The sequence below is a fragment of the Paenibacillus sp. FSL P4-0081 genome (genome assembly GCF_000758565.1).
Lineage (GTDB): Bacteria > Bacillota > Bacilli > Paenibacillales > Paenibacillaceae > Paenibacillus_AQ > Paenibacillus_AQ phytohabitans.
The window spans coordinates 417,321-437,893 of the sequence record NZ_CP009280.1; the positions used below are offsets into that span (position 1 = coordinate 417,321).

Here is a 20,573-nt window from a genome sequence, read left to right on the forward strand (position 1 = left end):
ACAAAAAAAGAAAATAAAGAGGACTTTATTTTCCGGGGATAAGTGGTATAAAATTTGTGATCTGCAAATTATTTCCTGCTCCGACTATAACATGACCATTTAATCTTGTCAATTTATTGACTCCCCTGAAATCTCCAGATATAGTGATGTAGGAGGTGTATGGATGCCAGTCATACGCAGCAAATTGAGTGAGGTTATGGAGAAGCATGACCCGAAATTATCGATCCGCAAGCTAGCGAAAGACATTAATTACCATTTCGATTCCGTCCGGCGGATGTACAAAGACGAGATGGTGCAGTACCCCCGGGATCTGCTGCTGAAGCTGTGTACTTACTTCAATATTCAGCCCGGAGAATTGATCCGGATGGAATCAGATGAGAACGATTGGGCAATAGATAAGGCACATGAATATGAGGAGGAAGGCAATGACAAGGAGCCCGGCCAAGATTGCAACCTGTAACGAACTGCTGGATACCTTTTATGCCAATCTCCGTACCGTACACGTGGAGAAGCTGGTCTTCTCCGGTGTGGGCGGACGTGATGTATACAATATAACGGCTCCGTTTCAGCATGACGGGGAGGAAGTCATCTTGGGAAGAGTTGAGGAACGGGATAGTGAGTTCTCTCAAGTCTTCTTTTTTACATTCCGGGAGGATGGCGTCTGGATTCCCCGGGAGCACACCCATACCTATAATCTGCAGGACCCTTGCGTGACCCGCATTAAGGGTGAGCTGATTGTCGGCGGAGTTGAAGTGATCACGGCCGGGGATAACCCGCAGAGAATCGTTTCGTGGGTCACTCAGTTCTACCGGGGGTACCGGATTGATTCCATGCGCCATTTCTCCTCGGGGCCGGGCACGATGAAGGATATCCGGCTGATCGAGCTTCAGGACGGAAGAATCGGCGTATTGACCAGACCGCAGGGAGACCGGGGCGGCAGAGGACAGATTGGCTTCACCATTATTGATTCACTGGATGAGCTGAATGAACAGACCTTCCTGGAAGCGGAGATTCTGCATAACCAGTTCGTGCAGGAGGAGTGGGGTGGAGCCAATGAGGCCACTCTGCTGAGCAACGGCCATATCGGTGTGCTCGGGCATATCGCCTGCTTCGACCGTATGGGGCAGAAGCATTATTACGCTATGGTCTTCTCGCTTAATCCGGGCACCTTCGAAACTACCCCGATCAAGATCATCGCTGCCAGAAGCGATTTCCCCATCGGCCCGGGCAAACGCCCCGAGCTGCAGGATGTCATCTTCAGCGGCGGGCTGGTGCGCGGTAAGGACGGCCGGGCGGTACTGTCTGTAGGCGTCAGCGATGCGGAAGCCTACAGAATTGAGATCCCCGATCCTTTTATTGAATATGAAGTCTGATATCTGCAGGTTTGACTAGATTCTATGGTCATGTTAAACTTAAGGTGACAAGAATTTATGGTCGAAGAGAGCGGGAATTAAGCAATGAGTAAATTTATTCAACTAAGCAATCGTACGTCTGACACAAAGTCCAACCTGAATGTGGCAAGAAAGCAAGGCCGCATCCCGGCAGTACTGTACGGAATTGGTAAAGATACTCTTAGTCTTGAAGTGAGTGAGAAGGAACTGCTGGAAATGCTGAGAACCAATCCGCGTGCAATCCTGCAAGCGAAATTGTCTGATGGTACAACCGTTCCGGTGGTAGTTCAGAGCATTCAGAAGCAGTCTATGTCCGGTAAAGTGCTGCATATTGATTTTCAGCATGTGAACATGAGCATCAGCATGGACAGTAAAGTTACGATTCATTTTGCAGGCGAAGCTGCAGGGGTCAAAGAAGGCGGCGTTCTGCAGGTAGAAATCTATGAAGTAGAAGTCCGCTGTATGCCGGGCGATCTGCCGACGTCCATGGAAGTGGATATCAGCGGCCTTGCTATCGGTGACCAATTACTTGTATCTGATCTGATTTTCCAGGATGGTATTGAAGTGCTGACCGATCCAAGTACAGTAATGATTCAGATTAAGACTGTGCATGAAGAAGCTGAAGAACCGGCAGTAGCAGCTACTCCGGCTTAAATAGAGGATTGACGAATATAGCCCCTTCGGGCAGAGCGTACTTGGAAACTCATGATGATGTCATGATTCCGGCTACGTCTGCTGGAAGGGGCTATTTGCTGTTCTAACAGGCATATTGCCGGGAAGCAGCTACTTCAGTGCTCCCTCTGTCAGGCCGGCAACGATATAGCGGTGGAAGAAGAGGTATACGACAATCATCGGGAGCGTAATAATCGCCAGTGCGGAGAAAAGCAGCTTATAGTCGGTCATATATCGGCTGGAGAAGGCCAGCAGGCCGACCGGGATGGTCTTCAGTGCATCATTCTGGATGTACAGCATGGCCAGCAGCAGCTCATTCCATGCATTCAGCGCCGAGAAGATCCCCACGGTAGCCATGTTTGGAACAAGCAGCGGAAGGATAATTCTGCTGTACATCACCCAGTCATTACAGCCGTCCATGCGGGCAGCTTCCAGCAGTTCTTTTGGTACGGAGTCCAAGTACGCCTTGAGCAGAAAGATAGCCAGCGGAAGTCCTGTTCCTATATAAGGAAGAATTAACCCCATATAGGAATCCTTCAAATTCAGCTGCTCGAAAATATAGCTCTGGGCAATGAAAAAGGATTGCAGCGGCATGAACAGTCCGAATACGAACATCAGCATCAGGAAGCCGCTGCCGCGGAAGCGCAGCTTACTGAAGGCAAAGGCTGCAAGGCTGGCGAAGAGCAGAATGCCTGCTACGGTAGCCGAGGTGACGATTACGCTGTTGCCGGCATAAGTGCTCATATTGCCGACAGTCCAAGCTTTGGACCAGTTCTGCAGATTAACCTGTTCCGGCAGCGCGAACGGGGCGGAGAATATTTCCCGGTTCTCACGGAATGAGGAGAGAATAAGCCAGAGGATCGGATAGAAATAGAAGCAGGAAATGAAGATCATGAACAGATAATACAGAATATGTGAGAACGGTCTGCGGTTTGCCGCCTCCCCTCCGCTGTAAGCGTCTTTCTTGATATCTAGGACTGTGGTCGTCAAGGAGAACACCTCGCTTTCTCATACTATCAGAGTTTACATGTTTCGGGGTCCCCGCAAAGTACCTGAGTCATCTATCTACGCCAAAGCCCCACTTTGTGGGGTTATTTTAATACTCCAGCACACCGGAGTCTTTCTTATTCAGTCTGCCGGCAACAAGCCCGATGACCGCGATCACGATTGTCATGATGACGGCAAGCGCAGACCCGTAGCCGATGCTCATGTGGGTAAAGACTACTTTTACAAGATAGGTCGTAACGATTTCAGTCGAATTATACGGCCCGCCGTTGGTCATTACATAGAACAGATCGAAGGACTGGAAGCCGGTAAGCACACACAGCATGACACCGGTCTCTACCAGATTGCGGATCATCGGCACTTTGATCTTGAAGAATATTTGTCCTTCTCCGGCGCCGTCCAGATAGGCGGATTCATAGACTTCTTTGGAAATGCGCTGGATTCCGGAATAAAAGATGGTCATATAGAACCCTGCGTAGACCCAGCCGGATACGATACAGATGGCATAAAGTGCGGTATCAGGGTTGCCTAGCCAGACGCGGGTCCAGCTCTCCAGGCCGATCTTCTCCAGCAGGATATTGATGAGACCAAAATCAGAATTGTAGACGAATTTCCATAAGTAGGATACGACAATCATCGGCAGCATAACGGGCACGAAGAATGCCAGCCGGAATATTCCGCTGCCCTTGCGGCCCATCGTGATTAAGCCTGCGAGTCCCAGTCCGACAAGGACTTCAACAACGACCGTGGCTACAATATAAATCAGTGTGTGTCCATAGGAATTAATATAGATGCGGTCTTGAAAAGCCCGGATGTAATTGTCAAAGCCGGTGAATTTCATCTGGCCGATCCCGTTCCAGTCGTAGAAGCTGAATACGAATGTCATGAGGACCGGAATAAGCACAACAAAGGCAAACAGCAGAAGGGCTGGCGAGATGAACAGGTAGGGAGAGAGTTTATTGCTTTTGCCGGACAATGGGTCCACCTCCACTTCAGGATATCAATCTAAGCACAGGGTCCGCAGATAGCTTCAACTTATGAAAGGGCTGCTGTGCGCGTGATCTCTTCGTTACTTCAGAGGGGCGATGGTGGTTTCCAGTTCGGCCAGAGCGTCTTCAGGTGATTTGGCGCCTCCGATGACCTCGGAGGTGGCCATGTTAAGCGCATTGGCTACCTCGATGGAATAGCCCGTATCAGGCGGGGACACCAGCACTGGCGCATTCTCCATCAGATCATTCAAATCAAGTGAGAGCGGAAGCATAGTCTCCTTATCGATTCCGTCCTTGGTAATCGGCACGGCGCCGGCGTCAGTGAGCTTCTTGGAGGATTCGGCAGAGCTGTAGAGCTTCATGAATTCAATGGCCTCATCGATTAGCCTGGAATTTTTATTGACGACCATTCCATTCAGCACGCCGACCACACTGTCCTGATTGCCCTTCCCGTCCGGTATGGCAGGAGTATTGAAGTAGCCAAGCTCAAGATCCGGTGTTTCTTCCACTGCGGTCGGGGCCAGCCAGCTGCCGATCGGATGCATGGCACCGCTGCCGTTCAGGAACAGCATATCCGCTTCACTGTCACTGGAGGCAGTTACATTCTCGTTAATATATCCTTTGTCCCATAGCTCCTGTACATAACCGTAGGCTTTGACAAAATCCGGGGTATTGAACGGCTGCTTCAGCTGCATAGCCTCGCTGTAGGCGTCCTCCCCCACGACACGGGAAATGATATGGGCCACCCAGTTGCCTGCCGTCCACAGATCGGAGTTGCCGATCACGAGTGGAGTGATGCCTGCCTGCTTAATCGTATCGCATACCTGAAGGAACTCCTCCCAGGTGGTTGGAGGCTGCAGCCCCAGATCATTGAACACCGCTTTATTGTAAAAGATAACGTTCGTCACATCGCCCGCAGTGGGAATCATATAGGTCTTTCCGTCAATTACCATGCCATTGAAGGTGCCTTCGGCGAACATATCCTTCAGCCCCGAGCTTTGAAGCTGCTCTGTAATATCCGCGGCATAACCGTCTGTTACTCTGGTCTGCAGGCGCTGCCCGGCCCATTCGAAGTATAGATCGGGAGCGTTTTTACCGTTAAGCAGATTCGGCAGTCCGATCGTTTGATAGGTGTCATCGTCCTGATAGCTGAATTCAACTTTGATGCCCTGATGCTGTTCCTCGAACTCTTTGCCGATGGTTTCCCAGACCTTAATCAGCCCTTCTCCCGGTGAACCCATGGCAATTCGGAGTGTTTCCGGTTTGGCATCAGAGCTGTCGTTATTTGCTGAGCTGTTATTTGGATCTGCAGAAGAGCAGCCCGTTATGGCAGTAACCAGCATCGTTGAGATCAGTGCAATCATCCACTTTTTCATTAGTTAATCGCTCCCTTAATATGGAATGGGGTTATATTGGTTGACCGTAGGGATTGCCCGCAGGCAGAGTGGTTAGCGGCAGTTCCTCCCTTTCAAATTGGAATGGTAAATAATGTGACGTTAAAAGAATCTTTTTAACCTTGGCTTTTGCCTTTTCCTCGAACTTTCGTCTCGTTATGTAACTTTACATGACGTGTTTGAGTGAGATAATGCTGGACGGCAAATGAAATTGATACGTTAAAGGGAATTTGTAGTAACAATATAGTTTTCATTATTAATTATACCAAGGCCCCTGTCAATTGTTTTTCATGCAAAAAAACTTATAAAATTCATTTTGTTCCGGAAAGGACGAATAATTATTTTCAGTCACCGATTTTATGTAAGCGCAAACAACGTTGAATTTATATGGAATTTTACGATGTTATGGGAGTATGTGGAAAAGAAAGGAGAAATATATACCTGTTAAAGAAATGTGTTGACAATTTGTTATGATTAAAAATAGAATGTGGGTAAATGTTACTACAATAACATTAATGATATGACATGGAGGTGACATAACAGAAACGGATTAATCAATAAGATAACCTGAAAAGGATGTAACCCCTGAAGATTTGTTTCGGGTAAGAGGGTTCGAAAGTCAGGAGCGCCATTAGAAGTAAGATCCAAACCGGGGTGTGTAAGAGGGTTTTCGGGTGAAGCAGACGCAATCTAAACTTTAGGAGGAACGCATATGAAGTTCAAATGGAAGCAGACGCTTGGAGTATTCGCCGTGGTGTCATCCGTGGCGTTTACCGGCGTGTCCGCAGCATCTGCAGAAACAACAGAGAAGATTCCTGTATGGGCCGCAGAGGAAATTGCCTCGTGGAAGGAAATGGGATTGCTCAAAGGCAACGAGGATGGCCTTGTTCTGCCGAATGACGGAATCAGAAAAACAGAATTCGCAGCCCTGATTAACCGGATCTTTAATTTCAGTGAAGAAAGTGCCCAGAGCTTTACCGATGTCCCCCGGACGGCATGGTATGCCACTGAAATCAGCAAAGCAGTTGCAGCTGGTGCCCTTATTGGCAGCGGAGAAGGCGAGATCGGCCCGCTTGAGGTTCTGACCCGTGAGCAGGCGGCCCTTATTCTCAGCAGAGTATTCAATGTTGCAGCTTCCGGGAATGCCATCTCCCCATTTACAGATGATGCTGTGATTGCCGGCTGGTCCAAGGAAGCCGTATATGCTATGAAGGAAGCCGGTTATGTGGAGGGCACACCGCAAGGCTTGTTCCAGCCCAAAAAAGCACTGACGCGGGCCGAGGCTGTGAAGATGATTAATAACGCCATGGGCCTCCTGATTGCCGACGGCGGGGATCATTCAGGAATATCCGGCAGAAATCTGATTGTTAATACGGCTGGAGGCACCCTGTCCGATCTGAACTTCTCGGGGAATTTATATATTACGCCTGGTGTTGGCGAAGGTAATCTGAGTCTGGTCAACACGACTATTGGAGGCGTCGTTTACATAAACGGCGGCGGTATACACAGCATCACCCTAACGGACAGTAAAGTGAACCGGATTGTAGTCAGCAAGCCCGCCGCTCCTGTAAGGGTTCTGCTGAAGGGAAAGACAACAGCTACGGAGATTGATGTGACCTCCGGTGCCCGGATTGTTAATGAATCGGGGCAGGCAGTAAATATCGTTAATGTGTTTACGGGAGCTTCAGATGCTGTTTCCCTGGCAGGGGATGTAAATGAGCTGAATGTGGTTGCAAAGACAGGGTTCACGCTGGAAAGCGGCCAGGTTGGCAGCTTTAATGTCTCATCCAAAGCAGGCGGCTCAGCTATTAAATTGAACAAGGGCGGAACCGTCAGGAAAATGACTTTAGGCAGTGCAGCTGCCGTAACTGGCGAAGGGGCAATCATAGAAGCGGTAGTTAATGTAGAAGGCGTGTCGTTCTCTGTCAAGCCGGACAAGCTGACGATTAATGCTTCAAAGGTAAGCATAGGCGGACAAGATTATGATGCTTCAGGCAATCTGATCGCTTCAACAACCGGCAACTTGGGAGGAACGGGTTCAAGCGGCGGCACGGGAAGCTCAACATCCACTCCTGCTCCAAGCCCTAGCCCGGATACGGGAAGTCCGACACCAACCCCGACTTCAACACCAACACCAACACCGACACCGACACCAACACCAACACCAACACCAACGCCGACACCAACGCCAACACCAACACCGACACCAACGCCAACACCAACACCAACGCCAAAGCCGACACCAACGCCGACACCAACGCCAACACCAACACCAACGACCAAAACTCCCGAGCGGTATTCCTATGCCGAAGCCTTAAGCTCGTTCAGCTCGACGGGAGCAGAAGGCTTGGCAAAGCAATACCTGACCTTCCTCCAGGACCCTTCATACACTCCTTCGATAGCCAATCCGGATGTGACCATGCCGAACCTTGTGAATGCAATAACCTTTGTTAACTATGAATTTAATGTCAAACCATCTCTATTCGCTTCCCTGCGGGGGGTTAACACATCCATTCTGGACAAAACCCGTACTTATTTGTGGATCGGAACAAACAGCGGAGTAACAAAAATCAATCTCAAAACGAATGAAATGACCAGTTATTCTGCACAAGGCAAGGAATTGTACGATGATAAAGTACTTCTGCTGCTATCGGATGGAAGTACGGGCGTACTGGTTATAACACAAACCGGCGTATCGCATATCTACCAATAAGGAAAGGGGAGTTTACCATGTACATGATGAAGAAGAATGGCCTGAAGATTACGGGTGCCCTGCTTGCCTTGACGTTGTCTGTCCTGCCGGCGGCACCTGTATTCGCAGACAAGCTGCCTGGTGCGAGCTACTCTCCTGTTCAGCTGGAAGCCGTGCAGACCAAAGAAATGACCTATTACAAAACCGGATCGGTGTCCATCCCGGGTGGCATCGAATGGGTTACCGATACTGCTGCACTCAAATTTCTGCCGCTGTCGGTGATCGGCGATGTAACCAGTGTTGTTCTGGACGGGGGCGTCTACTGGATTGGAACGGAGACCGGCCTGCAGCGGGTTGACTTCACCGCAAGCGACACTAAGGATATCGTTCAGTATATGGCTGGACCAAGGTATCTGTATGGCGGCGACGATCATGTGACAGGTCTTGCCAGTGACGGGGAGAGCGGCATCTGGGTCCGGACGGCAAGCGGTGTCACTCACATCGCGATGCCGGAGAAGACGCTGCATGACAAATCATTTATCTATGAGGATCTCGTGGAATCAATTCTTGACCGGCGCGGCATGGTTCATGGCGCAGGATTTAACTTTACGGAGACAGACGGCACGTTGGACGCGGTCAATTACAACTCTGCGACCGGACTGTTCACATCAACGCCTACCACCAGCGATAATGATGGCTTATGGACCGCGATGTATGCAATGGGTGAGGTATTCCGCTATAAAACGCTACAGGAGCAGTACGGGACCAGTCCGGCCTCTGGAGAGCAGGCAGAAATCGCCGATGCCAGAGCGGCAGCGCTTAGAGCAACCAAGGCTGTGCTGCTGCTTGATTATGTATCCGGACGCGGAAACGGGTTCCCGGCACGTTCCTATATGCTGACCAGCGAAGCCACTGCGGCTACAGTGGGCAACTCAGTGTATGGCTACCAGTCTACGAACGGGTTCTGGTTCCAGAACTTCGTCGGGCCGGACATGATTAACCCCAATGGGATTATTCCAAGCATGCAGCGTAACGACGGGACAGAGCCGATTGGCTATTCCATGGTTAGGGTAACCAAGGACGCAGAGAACAAAAAAGGCTCCACGCTGTTCCCAAGCGGAGGCACGGATGTGCTCAACTACAACGGACTTGGGCTTAGTCAAGCTGCGATTGATGAGCTCAACCTGACACGTCCAGAAGGACAGAAGCTGGGAATTGATATTAAGACACGGGTAGGAACTACCGCAACAGGTGCGGTATATCAGGTGCTGCCTGTCATTACGGCCGCCACTAACAATAATGATGCGAAGGAAGACAAAACAACGGGTGAAAATAATAAGCCGCTGTTTCAGCTGACGGCTCCCGTCTATGAGCAGATTCCGGATTTCTTCAATGATTTGTTCCCGGATAGCGCCATTGTGGACGGCCATATCGACATGAATCAGATTGTGTATAAGGCAGATACCTCCGCAGATGAAGTGGATGGGCACTACGCCATGTTCTACACAGCTTATAAATATCTGGTCGGTGACAGCACCGATCCTGAACTTCTTGAGCTGAAATCCCTCATTGAAGAAACAACGCACCGCATGACAGAGCTGATCTTGAAGGATGACCATTATTACATTGAGGATGCTACCGGCAAATCAACACAGTGGTCCAGATGGTTCGCCAAATATTTCAACGACAGCCTTGGCGTTATGGAACAGCAAGTACAGTGGCAGTCCAAGATTGGGGTTGACGAGAACGGAGACGATGCGCTGTCCTACGGCTACGAAGACGGTCCGCTCAACGCACTGCAGGTCATGGCTGCGCTGAAGTCGGCGAGCTATATTGTCGCAGAGAGCTATCCGGCCGATTCGGCGAAATATGAGCTGGCCTATGAGCAGGCTTTTGCCGGCAGCTACAGCAAGGAGGAACCGTATATCAACGGTCAGGGCTATATGGATATGGCACTTGATTATATTGAGCGGAGACTTGTGCGTCAGGCTACCAACGCTTACAGCGAGAACGATAACCAGGCCGTAACCATGGAGAATGCAGGGGATGGCACGAATACCAATGCGACGATTCATAATGACTGGACCCAGTATATCAATTACTCGGATGAAGAGCTGGGCTGGTTCCCGGTATTCGTGCTTGTCACCCTTGAGCAGGATGCAGGCAGACATGCACAGATTGTAGCAGCCTATGATCAGTGGTATTCCAATGAGGTACGGGAGGAGAATCCGTTCTACACCTTCCTCTACCAGCTTGCGCATCCGGATAAAACCGATGTCGATCTGCAATCTGCTGTCCGGTTCCTGTACCGTTTCCCTGAATTCCAGATTGAATTCCCGGTGCAATGGGACCGTCAGGATGTGCTCTATATTGAACCGGGTGACCGCGACGATTACAAGCAGACGAACTACGCACTTGCACCGGATGAGCGGCGCATCATTAAGCATAATTCGAATCCGTTTGAGAATGACAGCCAGACAACAGGCGCCAATCCCGGGTATAACTACCGTTCAGGCAGCATTGAAGCGGGGTCGGTTTTTACATTGCCATACTGGCTGGGGCGTTATTTTGAAATCATCAAAGAGTAGCGGAGCTTAATGAATTAAAAGCAATGGAGCACCCATGAGGGGTGCTCCGCATGCTCTCTGCTCTAATTTTGTTCTAACCTTCTGTTATCCAAACTGCCTCTCGATAGTATAGCTGGGGAAATCACCCCGGAATACGCCGAAGCTGTATTCCAGCGGGGAGCCGTCGGCCAGATACGTAAAAGTTCTTACTTGCAGACAAGGGGAGCCTTCTTTGACGCCAAGCAATCTGCTGGCCAGCTTGTCCGCCAGTACAGGCTTCAACTGCTCCACAGAGCGGTAAGCCTTCAGGCTGTACTCTGACTCCAGGAAGGAGAAGAGTGATCCGTCTTTATACTCATTGATGAGCCCCGGGGCAAGATCCCAGGCAATATAAGTAGTTTCATATAGAAGGGGTTCATTATCCGCGTAGCGGATCCGCAAAAGCTGGTTCACGGGAGCTTTCACCGAGATATTAAGGAATTCATTAAGCGGTATTTCCGCAGGCATCACTTTGGCTTCGATGATTTTACTGGTCGGCTCTTTGCCGCTCATCAGCACATCTTCTGTGAAGCTGCGTTTCTGGTTAAGCTGGAGCTCCTTGCGTTTGACGAAGGTGCCCTTGCCCTGATGCCGCTCAAGAATATCCTGAACCTCAAGCTCGCTGAGCGCGAGGCGGATTGTAGTCCGGCTGGCGGAGAACATCTCGCATAATGCGGCTTCGGTGGGGAGTTTCTCTCCGACGGCATAGAACCCGGATTGAATCTGTTTGAGCAGTTGTTCTTTAATATTGAAATATAATGTGTTATTTGTTCTCTTTGTCATTACAAGTTTCCTCCGATGCCAATTTGTTATATTATATCACGGAAAAAGGGCAGGAGAAACCTAATAGAAAAGAGAAGAATTCGGGGTTTCCGGGAATATGTAATTCCTAAAAGTGGAATTCGATCTTTGTTCACCCTATGCCAGGTAAAGAGATTTATCTATTGTTTTTTTCTGTAAGGGAATTCTCTGATTATACGGACGCATGAAAAAGGAAATATATTTGTAGGAACAATATATAAAAATGTTACTATAAATAATCTCAATATACCAATCAGGAGTGAAAGCTATGTACTTCGCGGGTGTAGACGGCGGCGGGAGCAAAACCATTGCCATTATAGCTGATCATTACGGCAAAGTGCTGGGATCCGCAGTGACAGGCTGCGGCAACCATCAAATCATTGGAGTCCAGGCGGCTGTGCTCAATATTCGCGGAGCGCTGTTTGGCGCGCTTGCGCAGGCAGGAATTGCCATGGATCAGCTGGATTTTGTACAGTTCGGTCTTGCGGGTGCTGATCGCAGTATTGATATGGACAGGCTTTCTCCGGAAATCAGCAGGCAATTGGACTTGCGGAGCTGGAATATGGTCTGCGATACGCTGGAGGGACTCCGTGTCGGGAGCCGGGATAACACGGGAGTGGTGCTTGTCTGTGGAAGCAATACGAACGCGGCGGGCCGCAACCGGCTCGGGCAAACGGTGCAGGTAGGCGGATTTGACACTTTGTTCGGTGACCGGGCCGGCGGCTTTTATCTCGCTGCACAGGCACTCGGCAGGGCGGTGCGCTGCTGGGAAGGCAGGGAACCCTACAGTGATCTGGTCGAGCGGATACCTCTGAGGCTTGGGTTTACAAGCTTCGGGGAGATGCTGAACCGGTATCTCGATGATGAGATCACTGCGGCGCCGCTGGAGCTGTCGCTGATTGTTCACGAATCGGCAGACTCAGGCGACTGGCTCTCCCGCCAGCTGCTTGCAGATATGGGCAGAGAGCTGGGGATTTCTGCATCGGCTGTGATCCGCAAACTGGGCGGCTTTGAAGAGGAAGCGGTACCGGTCATCCTTACCGGGAGTATCCTTCAATCCGGCAGAAACCCGTTGCTGCTGGATGCGCTGCTTCAAGAGGCGAAGGCGGAGCATCCCCTTTGCACACTTGTAATCCCGGAGCTGCCGCCTGTATTCGGTGCGGTGATGCTTGCAATGGACCGGCTTGGCCTGCCCGTAACCCCGGCAATAATAGAGAATTTCAAGAGAGACGGAGGGAATCGCAAATGAAGAAGAACCACTTGAAAATCGCAGTAATCGGAGGAGGTTCCTCCTATACACCGGAGCTTGTAGAGGGCCTGATCCGGTATTATGATGAATTCCCGGTTGCTGAGCTGTATCTGGCAGATATCGAGGCCGGAGCGGACAAGCTGAGAATCATAGGCGAACTGGCACAGCGTATGATTGATGCAAGCGGCAAACCTATCAAGCTTCATACGACGCTGGACCGGCGCGAAGCGATTCGCGGTGCGGATTTTGTCGCTACGCAGATCCGTGTGGGCATGCTTGATGCCCGCTCAAGAGATGAGAAGATACCGCTGGCCCATCATTTAATCGGCCAGGAGACAACAGGAGCGGGCGGATTCGCCAAAGCGCTTCGCACCATTCCGGTAATTCTGGACATTTGCCGGGATATTGAGGAACTGGCCCCGGGTGCGTTCATGATCAACTTCACCAACCCGGCCGGTATTATTACGGAAGCTGTCTCGAAGCATTCCACTGTCAAATCTGTCGGGCTGTGCAATCTCCCGATAAGCACGAAGATGCAGATCGCTGAGCTCTACGGGGTTCCGCAATCGGATATGTTCATTGAGATTGTCGGGATCAATCACCTCAACTGGACGACCCGGGTGCTGATTGAAGGAGAGGACGTGACGGAGGATTTCCTGAACAAGCTGTCCGGAGCCAAAGGGCCTTCGATGGCCAATATACCCGATCTGGAGTGGGATTCCGAATTCATTCAGTCCGTGGGAGCACTTCCTTGCCCCTACCACCGTTATTATTATATGAAGGAAGAGATGTACCGGGAGATCTCCGGGCATTATCAAGAGACCGGAAAGACCCGTGCCGATGAGGTAAAAGAAGTAGAAGCCGAGCTGTTCGAGATTTATAAGCAGCCAGAAGTGAACAGTAAGCCGGCTCAATTGGAGAAACGCGGCGGTGCCTACTATTCGGAAGCGGCTGTTCAATTGATGAAGTCCATCTATAATGATACCGGCGACATTCAGACGGTCAATGTGCGTAATCAGGGGATAATCCCTGATCTTCCGGGCGATGTCTCCATTGAGATCAACTGTGTTATCAAATCGGACGGGCCGCATGCGCTTGCCCCGAGCAAGCCGCTTCCTCCCCAGATCAGAGGTCTGCTGCAGGTGGTGAAGGCTTATGAAGAGCTGACGATTGAAGCAGCGGTTAAAGGGGATTATGCCTCTGCGCTGCAGGCGCTGACGATCCACCCGCTGGTAGGAGACGAGCGGATCGCCAAGGAGGTTCTGGCCGATATTCTTGAGCAGAATGCCGATTATCTGCCCCAATTCCAGGTGCGGGCAAGATAAACCCGGGAATAACACCATCAGCCCCATTCAGCGCCGGTTAGCTGCTGAATGGGGCTGATGGTTGTGTACAGGAGGCCGTGCGTCCCGTTATACAGGGACTTCCCGGGTGCTCTTTTGCATGGCGGATTTGCAGAGCGGACAGGGCTTCGAGACAAGGTGATCCTCGGCTCCGCCCGCCTTCATCCGGGTCCAGCCCGGGCAGGACTTGCCGGAACAGCTCCAGACGGGAACTGTATGCATTCTGGCTGCGGAGGACCCGGACGAATAGCTGCTGCGCACTATAGTGCTTCTGTTTCCGGCGGCCGGTGCAGTTGCCTGAGGCGGTGCCGCAGTGCGGAAGGCGGAGAGCATGAAGCGCGAGACCTCTGCCTTCTTGCCCCGGTGCCTTGCGGGCGAGCTGATGAACAGCTCCTCGCGGGCCCGGGTAACGGCTACATAGGCGAGTCTGCGTTCCTCTTCGAGTGCAGCTATTCCTGCCTCGGCTGCGGCTCTGGCGGCAGCACTGCCGACCACAGTAACGCTTGCCTTCGCCGGCTTGCGGTCCTTCAGCCGGCCCTCCTCCAGTGCGGAGCTATGCGGCAGAATGCCCTCGGAAGCCCCGATAAGGAAGACAACGGGGAACTCCAGTCCTTTGGATTTATGGATAGTCATCAGGGCAATCCGGTTGCCTTGCTCTTTAAGCCCCGGCTGGCGGCTCTGCTCGTTGCGCTCGGTTACATTATCTATGAATTCGAGGAACAGCGGAATCGTGCCGAACCGCTCTGCGGATGCCTCCAGCTCATCGAGCATTTCCTTAAGCGTCTCCCGGTGCAGGGTAGCCTGATGCCGCTCATTGGCTTCTATGAAATAGTCATAGAAAACAGTGCGGATCTGGCGGATGGCCTGCACCGGTGTCAGCCCGCTCAGCCCGCGGATCAGATCCAACCGCTCGCGCAGCTTGGTACCTTTGAAATCCTCCATGCCCGGCATGGACAGGAGGTGAATCAGCGGGCCCTGCTTCGCCTGCACGGCCTCCATGCGGCGGATATGCTCCATCCCTTTTTCCCGGCTCATGTAGAGGGTCGGCAGAATATTCTCCATCGCGGCGAAGTTCCGGCGGTTAACAGACAGGCGCAGATGATCCAGCACAGGGGAGATCAGCCAATGCTCGTAGAGCAGCTGGCCTTCGCCGTAGTCGACATAAGGGATATCGCGCATCAGCAGCAGCTCCAGGATTGCCCGGTTACTGCTGGTGGCGCGGTATAACAGGGCGTAATCGCGGTATTCTCTTGCTCCGCTGCCGATCTCACGCTCGATATGCTCTACAATCTGCTCGGCTTCTTCATCCGCCGTTTGCGGACGCAGATAGCGGGGCGGATTGCCGCTGCTTTTGGCAGCTTGCAGCGTCTTGGCCCGGCGCCGCGAATTATGGCGGATAATCCCGTTCCCGAGCCCGATAATGGCCGGTCCGGAGCGGTAATTGATATCAAGGGTGATCACCTTGGCATTGGGATACAGCTTCTCGAACTCCAGGATGAACTCGCTGCGCGCCCCGTTGAAGGAATAGATGGTCTGATCATCGTCTCCGACCACCATCAGGTTGTCCTGCGGATGGGCGATCATTTTGACCAGCTCATATTGCAGCGCATTTGTATCCTGGAATTCGTCGACCATTACATATTGGTATTTCTGCTGCAGCTCCAGCAGAAGTGCCGGCTGCTCCCGGAGCATCCGGTAAGCGATCAGCAGCACGTCGTCGAAATCAATTTTGAAATTATCGGTCTTCCACTGCTCGTACAAGGCGAGAATGGCCTTCATTTCCTTCTCCGCTTCCGTCGTTTCCGGCATATCCTCGGGCAAGCCCATATTCATCTTGCAGGAGGAGAGCAGGGTGAGCAGATTCTCTGGAGGATAGGCATCCTTCGGCAGCCCGAGCTGACGCATGATCTGCTTCAGCAGAATGTGCTGGCGCCGGGTTTCATGGAATATATCCTGCCGCAGTCCCTGCCGGCGCAGGAAATAAAGGAAGAACGAGTGGAACGTGCGGGCCTGCAGGCGGGCGGCATCGCCCGCATCCACACCCGGCAGCAGTGCAATCCGCTCGCGCATCTCTGCCGCTGCCTTGCTGGAGAACGTGAGCAGCAGCAGCCGGCCCGGGGCGATGCCGCGCACAGACAGCAAATACCCGGTTCTGCAGATCAGCACCGAGGTTTTGCCGGAGCCCGCTCCCGCCAGCGTCAGCAGCGGACCGAGATGATGCCGCACCGCTGAGATTTGCGGAGGATTGAGCAGAATGCCGCCTTCCTCCAGCCTGCGGAAGTAAGCCGCGTCGCTGTCTCCGGGCTTCACGGTCTCCCTGCTCGTCCGGGCGGAGGCAACCTTCGCCTGGGGGATTTTCTCGCCGGTAGCGCCCAGCGGTATATTATGAAATAAAAGCTTGTTCATTAGATTCACCTTCGTTTGTTCTATATAAGCTTATGTGCAAGTTATGCTGCGGGTTTACCGTTGGGGAACTTTCAGGCGTAAACTATCACTGCACCAGCTCTAAATCCTGCACGAAATACAACATTTCCCTCTTTAAATCCCGCCTAATCCCAAAATTATTGTATAAAATGCAGCGTTCCACCTCATTTAAGCGGATAATCCAGACAATTGCTGTATTTCATGCAACAATTCTTTGAATTTCCTGGTATCTATGAATCCAAGTTGCAATATGTACAACATTTTGACCAGTATACAATATACCATTTTGCCCGTTCCCCTGCATGGAAGTCTAGTGAATAAGAGGAGCGGGATAATAGGCAGAACCAGCCCATCAAGGGTTTAAGGGACTGGAACCAAGACATGTGATTCTGGATATTCTTCAGGAGGGTCCGGCAATACCTTTGGGCATTCTGCTAGCGGGGCTGCGAAGTATGGATAGATTAGTTACTTCAGTTTAGCGAGAATGTAATTAGCCTTGCGCTCGAACAGCCGGGGATTGTCTTCCTTAATTTCCTCCAGCAGAAAAGCCAGGCATCTCTTGACCTTCACCGGCATGAGAGCGGCGATCTCTGCGTAATCTTTGCGGTAATTATCGTCATTCAGGATTCTTGTATTCAGCACAATGGCCCAGTTGCGTGCATGCTCCATCATGTCCGGCAGTGACTCGAGCAGCTGGGTCAGGTACATCTCCATTTGAACGCTCTCCACGAAATGGACGAGGCTGAACATGACCTCCTCCTGTTCCGTATCATCATCGAATACCTTGAAGATCTGATGAATCACGGCATCCTCCGTATCACCAGCCAGGCCTTCCAGCGCAAGATCAAATTGCTCACATTCCAGCTCGGTACGCAGCAGCCGGTTCTCATATAGCCGGGCAATCCCCGGGTACAGGTTCATCTGAGATTCCTCCTAATTCACCTTGCAGCTGAAGCTGCCAGGTGTTTATGCCGGGCAGAGTACAGCTTGCGGCGGGTTATGTAAGAATAGTTCACGCCATTTATCTTAAGGTCCAATTTTTGACAGCTGAGATTAATATATTGAACAAAGGAGGAAGTGTCATGCAGACCAATGATCGTACATTTTTGCTGCAGGTAGAGAAAGCCAGACAGAAGTTGTACCAGACGCAGCAGAGATACGGTATTTTGACACATCCCAAAGTAGTTGAACAATCGGTTGCCCTGGATCATTTGCTTAATCAGTATAGCTATCCGCAAAGGATTAGCTGATTGGATAGATTCACAAATAAAAGGTGAGATTTGGAGGGATGTCGTGTTTATTCCCGTTCTGTTGGCTTTGACTACCGCCCAGCGGTTAACTGTCATCATATTTCTCGCATTAAACCTGGGTGCAATATCTGTCTGCTTTCTTCACCGCTCTGGAGCCGGCCGCCGCTGAAGAAGAGCAGCCTTCCTGTGAGGGCTGTTTTTTCTTTGAAATATAAGAATTTATATGTTTCACACGATAATTTATCCTTCTATTTCTCGCTGAAACAGTACCGTCCTTACAAAAGGACGGCAAAGCCGTTTCCACTTGTGCTATGAAGCCAGAGTTACTGCTTATCCAAAAGATGCCGCAGACCCGCAGCAACACCATGCTCCGAGTTGCTTAGCGTAATGAAATCGGCGGTTTCCTTGAGGATGGGTGCGGCATTCTCCATTGCAATCCGGTAGCCGGCGATCTCGAACATCGGCAGATCATTATAGCTGTCACCCATAACTGCGATTTGCGCTGCCGGGATGCCGTAATGCTCCGCCATCAGCTTCACGCCGTTGCCTTTATTAGCATCTTTATGATTAATTTCAATATTGTTGACATGCGATGCCGTAATAATCAGCCCGGGAATCGCAGCGAACCGTGTAGAGGCTTCCTTCAGCAGTTCACGGTTCAGCGAGAAGGCGAGTGTCTTGTAGATCAGATTCTCCTCTTTGCTCCAGATGTCCTCCATGCTCTCCACATAGGTTACAGCCGCCTGCTGAAACTGCTGGTCGATCATCGCCTTAAGCAGCCAGCCTACCTCTTCGGGAACCTCATCTTCCTTCAGTGCCGACAGCTTCTCCAGCCGTACCCGCTTATCAAGCTCTACATATACGTTATCCTCTGTGTATACCTCATAGTACAATTCAGGAATCTCGTTCATCCAGCGCAGCGCGGGGATGATATCCTCCTTGTTCAGCGGTGTACTCGCGGCCAGCGTTCCGTCAGGCAGTGTGACAACAGCGCCGTTCAGACTCACTACAGGACACTCCAGATCTGCCAGCCGCAGCTGACGCTCCGCATCCATGTAAGAACGTCCGGTGGCTATGATCACGGTATGCCCCAGGCGCTGTGCGTGCAGTATGGCTTCCTTGTTCTCCCTGCTTATCTCACCATCCTCGTTCAGCAGTGTTCCGTCCATATCCAGTGCAATTAGCATGTTGCAGTTCTCCTATTCCATCTATAGTTGTAGGTGCCCCTTCAAGGGCTCTGAATTTCACGCGATAACTTATCTTTCTGTATCTTATCATTATTTCCCTGAAATTTAAAAATCACATTTTCATCCATATATAGTCCGGGGTACGTATATTTAAGCTGCGTTTCTTGCCGGATTTTCAGAAAAGAGTCTTCTCGTGGTACAATTGAATGTAGACCTGCAATCTTGTAACGGGAATGTCTGCTGTTGTCTGCAAAGCAATTTTTTCGGGCAAAAGATGGCTTGGGGTCGTTATGTAAGGGGGATAATAAACACATGAAATCCAGAAATTTAGCTACCATATCTCTTGCCATCATGGCATGCGGTTTCCTGTTCACCTTATTTCTGCCGGAGAACCTGGCTGTTATTCTGCTGAGAGGGGGCTTCGAGGCCGGTCTTGTCGGAGGGATTGCCGACTGGTTTGCAGTGACCGCGTTGTTCCGCCATCCTCTGGGGCTTAGAATTCCGCATACTTCGCTGCTGCTGAAGAACCGGGATAAGCTTATACAGTCTCTAATCTCCGCGATGGAGAATGAACTGCTGAACAAGGAGAGCATTGAGAACAAGCTGCGCAAAATCAACATCATCTCTCTGGGCGCCGGCATGCTGACACGGTTCTTCTCCAGAAAGAAAGCAAGAACGGAAATGCTGGAGCAGATTAAAGAATTCGTACTGCGGCTTCCGGTAGAGCAGGCGGTTCCGTATCTTCAATCTGCAGCAGCAGGCTATCTGCGTGAAGCTGAGCTTGGCGTTGCCGCCGATAAAATCGCTACCAGCCTGATGAATGACGGCAAGGATATTGCCGCTCTTGATTATGCGCTGGAAGGGATCTCCTCCTGGAGCGGGCGTCCGGAAACCCGTGCGATGCTGGGCAAGATCGCCAGCGAGAAGCTGGCTGAGGTGAAGCTTGGCGGGCTGAAGGGGATGGCTTTTCAGGCTTTTGTCGGATTCGTTGATGCCGATATGCTGGGTGAAATGCTGCAGGGCATGGTGCAGTCCACTATCCGTGATTTCAAGGAAGAGGACAGCCCGTACCGTGAGGAGGTCATCCGGGAGATCCGTGTCGCTCTGTTCCAGCTGTTGAGCAATGAGGAGCGGATCTCCTCGCTGAAGGATTGGGCGCTGAATGAGCTGCAAGGGGAGGCTGCTACGGCTTTCGTGCAGCAGCAGCTGGAAGGACTGCGCGTTAAGGCGGTTGCGCTGCTTGAGGAAGACCGGGTACGCGGCGGCCGCAAGCTGTTCTGGCTGTATGCTATGCTGGTCCGGCGGATCGGCAAGGAGCAGGAATGGATTCAGGCTTCCGAGGAGCGGATCCGCGGCACGCTGATCGCCTTCGTGGAATCGAATCATTACCGGATCGGCCAGCTGGTCAAGGAGAACCTTGATCAAATGGATGACGCCTCGCTCGTGAACATGCTGGAGGAGAAGGTGGGCAAGGATCTGCAGTGGATTCGCGTTAATGGAGCTGTGTGCGGTTTTGTTGTAGGGCTGGTGCTTACAGTTATCCAGATGATCTGACAGTAGCATGAGCAAG

The 20,573-nt window shown here is 51.3% G+C and carries 16 protein-coding genes; 9 read left to right on the forward strand and 7 right to left on the reverse strand.

The annotated features are described in order from the left end of the window. The first annotated feature begins 163 nt into the window (after positions 1–163). From P40081_RS01925 to P40081_RS01935, 3 genes are all read left to right on the forward strand, one after another. Entirely contained in the window at positions 164–460 is a 297-nt protein-coding gene (locus tag P40081_RS01925; RefSeq protein WP_042132936.1) for a helix-turn-helix domain-containing protein, read from the forward strand. Continuing rightward, the gene (locus tag P40081_RS01930) at positions 426–1,373 is read left to right on the forward strand and encodes a DUF1861 family protein (protein ID WP_042132938.1); all 948 of its coding nucleotides are present in this window, start codon (positions 426–428) and stop codon (positions 1,371–1,373) included. The genes P40081_RS01925 and P40081_RS01930 overlap by 35 nt, the downstream gene beginning before the upstream one ends. Before the next feature lie 84 nt (positions 1,374–1,457). After that, positions 1,458–2,045 (forward strand): 50S ribosomal protein L25, encoded by a 588-nt coding sequence (locus P40081_RS01935; protein ID WP_042132942.1) that lies wholly within the window; start codon positions 1,458–1,460, stop codon positions 2,043–2,045. 129 nt (positions 2,046–2,174) lie between these two features. Here the strand turns inward: P40081_RS01935 and P40081_RS01940 are convergent, their stop codons facing one another. From P40081_RS01940 to P40081_RS01950, 3 genes are all read right to left on the reverse strand, one after another. After that, complete coding sequence (locus P40081_RS01940; protein WP_197074320.1) at positions 2,175–3,053, reverse strand: carbohydrate ABC transporter permease; 879 nt, start codon at positions 3,051–3,053, stop codon at positions 2,175–2,177. Between the two features lie 106 nt (positions 3,054–3,159). Beyond that, a complete protein-coding gene (locus tag P40081_RS01945) occupies positions 3,160–4,044 on the reverse strand; it encodes a carbohydrate ABC transporter permease (RefSeq protein WP_042132944.1) in 885 nt (294 codons plus the stop codon). 93 nt (positions 4,045–4,137) lie between these two features. Then, positions 4,138–5,433 (reverse strand): ABC transporter substrate-binding protein, encoded by a 1,296-nt coding sequence (locus tag P40081_RS01950; protein ID WP_042132945.1) that lies wholly within the window; start codon positions 5,431–5,433, stop codon positions 4,138–4,140. 730 nt (positions 5,434–6,163) lie between these two features. Here P40081_RS01950 and P40081_RS01955 point away from each other — a divergent pair. Further along, positions 6,164–8,164, forward strand: a complete 2,001-nt coding sequence (locus tag P40081_RS01955) for an S-layer homology domain-containing protein (protein ID WP_042132947.1) — start codon at positions 6,164–6,166, stop codon at positions 8,162–8,164. Between the two features lie 23 nt (positions 8,165–8,187). Beyond that, a complete protein-coding gene (locus P40081_RS01960; RefSeq protein ID WP_156118513.1) occupies positions 8,188–10,731 on the forward strand; it encodes a hypothetical protein in 2,544 nt (847 codons plus the stop codon). 84 nt (positions 10,732–10,815) lie between these two features. On the opposite strand, the gene P40081_RS01965 is transcribed toward P40081_RS01960, so the two are convergent. Then, positions 10,816–11,532 (reverse strand): GntR family transcriptional regulator, encoded by a 717-nt coding sequence (locus P40081_RS01965; protein ID WP_042132950.1) that lies wholly within the window; start codon positions 11,530–11,532, stop codon positions 10,816–10,818. 286 nt (positions 11,533–11,818) lie between these two features. Between P40081_RS01965 and P40081_RS01970 the strand changes: the two genes are divergently transcribed. Together P40081_RS01970 and P40081_RS01975 are read left to right on the forward strand one after the other, a co-directional pair. Continuing rightward, positions 11,819–12,799 carry a BadF/BadG/BcrA/BcrD ATPase family protein gene (locus P40081_RS01970; RefSeq protein ID WP_042132951.1) on the forward strand — a complete coding sequence of 327 codons (981 nt, stop codon included), beginning with the start codon at positions 11,819–11,821 and terminating at the stop codon, positions 12,797–12,799. Then, a complete protein-coding gene (locus tag P40081_RS01975) occupies positions 12,796–14,124 on the forward strand; it encodes a 6-phospho-beta-glucosidase (protein WP_042132952.1) in 1,329 nt (442 codons plus the stop codon). Before P40081_RS01970 ends, P40081_RS01975 begins: the two co-directional genes overlap by 4 nt. An 87-nt stretch (positions 14,125–14,211) precedes the next feature. Here P40081_RS01975 and P40081_RS01980 read toward each other — a convergent pair whose 3' ends face one another. Then, the gene (locus P40081_RS01980; protein WP_042132954.1) at positions 14,212–16,548 is read right to left on the reverse strand and encodes a UvrD-helicase domain-containing protein; all 2,337 of its coding nucleotides are present in this window, start codon (positions 16,546–16,548) and stop codon (positions 14,212–14,214) included. Between the two features lie 483 nt (positions 16,549–17,031). Beyond that, a complete protein-coding gene (locus P40081_RS01985; protein WP_042132955.1) occupies positions 17,032–17,487 on the reverse strand; it encodes an Imm30 family immunity protein in 456 nt (151 codons plus the stop codon). A gap of 161 nt (positions 17,488–17,648) precedes the next feature. Between P40081_RS01985 and P40081_RS37175 the strand changes: the two genes are divergently transcribed. After that, complete coding sequence (locus P40081_RS37175; RefSeq protein ID WP_076243512.1) at positions 17,649–17,816, forward strand: aspartyl-phosphate phosphatase Spo0E family protein; 168 nt, start codon at positions 17,649–17,651, stop codon at positions 17,814–17,816. Between the two features lie 323 nt (positions 17,817–18,139). Here P40081_RS37175 and P40081_RS01990 read toward each other — a convergent pair whose 3' ends face one another. Then, entirely contained in the window at positions 18,140–19,003 is an 864-nt protein-coding gene (locus tag P40081_RS01990; protein WP_042132957.1) for a Cof-type HAD-IIB family hydrolase, read from the reverse strand. Positions 19,004–19,315: 312 nt separating this feature from the next. Between P40081_RS01990 and P40081_RS01995 the strand changes: the two genes are divergently transcribed. Beyond that, a complete protein-coding gene (locus tag P40081_RS01995; RefSeq protein WP_042132959.1) occupies positions 19,316–20,557 on the forward strand; it encodes a DUF445 domain-containing protein in 1,242 nt (413 codons plus the stop codon). The last annotated feature ends 16 nt before the right edge of the window (positions 20,558–20,573 follow it).

Coding starts and splice junctions, on each gene's coding strand:
- P40081_RS01925 (WP_042132936.1), top strand. CDS start 164: ATGCCAGTCATACGCAGCAAATTGAGTGAGGTTATGGAGAAGCATGAC.
- P40081_RS01930 (WP_042132938.1), top strand. CDS start 426: ATGACAAGGAGCCCGGCCAAGATTGCAACCTGTAACGAACTGCTGGAT.
- P40081_RS01935 (WP_042132942.1), top strand. CDS start 1,458: ATGAGTAAATTTATTCAACTAAGCAATCGTACGTCTGACACAAAGTCC.
- P40081_RS01950 (WP_042132945.1), bottom strand. CDS start 5,433: ATGAAAAAGTGGATGATTGCACTGATCTCAACGATGCTGGTTACTGCC.
- P40081_RS01955 (WP_042132947.1), top strand. CDS start 6,164: ATGAAGTTCAAATGGAAGCAGACGCTTGGAGTATTCGCCGTGGTGTCA.
- P40081_RS01960 (WP_156118513.1), top strand. CDS start 8,188: ATGATGAAGAAGAATGGCCTGAAGATTACGGGTGCCCTGCTTGCCTTG.
- P40081_RS01965 (WP_042132950.1), bottom strand. CDS start 11,532: ATGACAAAGAGAACAAATAACACATTATATTTCAATATTAAAGAACAA.
- P40081_RS01970 (WP_042132951.1), top strand. CDS start 11,819: ATGTACTTCGCGGGTGTAGACGGCGGCGGGAGCAAAACCATTGCCATT.
- P40081_RS01975 (WP_042132952.1), top strand. CDS start 12,796: ATGAAGAAGAACCACTTGAAAATCGCAGTAATCGGAGGAGGTTCCTCC.
- P40081_RS01980 (WP_042132954.1), bottom strand. CDS start 16,548: ATGAACAAGCTTTTATTTCATAATATACCGCTGGGCGCTACCGGCGAG.
- P40081_RS01985 (WP_042132955.1), bottom strand. CDS start 17,487: ATGAACCTGTACCCGGGGATTGCCCGGCTATATGAGAACCGGCTGCTG.
- P40081_RS37175 (WP_076243512.1), top strand. CDS start 17,649: ATGCAGACCAATGATCGTACATTTTTGCTGCAGGTAGAGAAAGCCAGA.
- P40081_RS01990 (WP_042132957.1), bottom strand. CDS start 19,003: ATGCTAATTGCACTGGATATGGACGGAACACTGCTGAACGAGGATGGT.
- P40081_RS01995 (WP_042132959.1), top strand. CDS start 19,316: ATGAAATCCAGAAATTTAGCTACCATATCTCTTGCCATCATGGCATGC.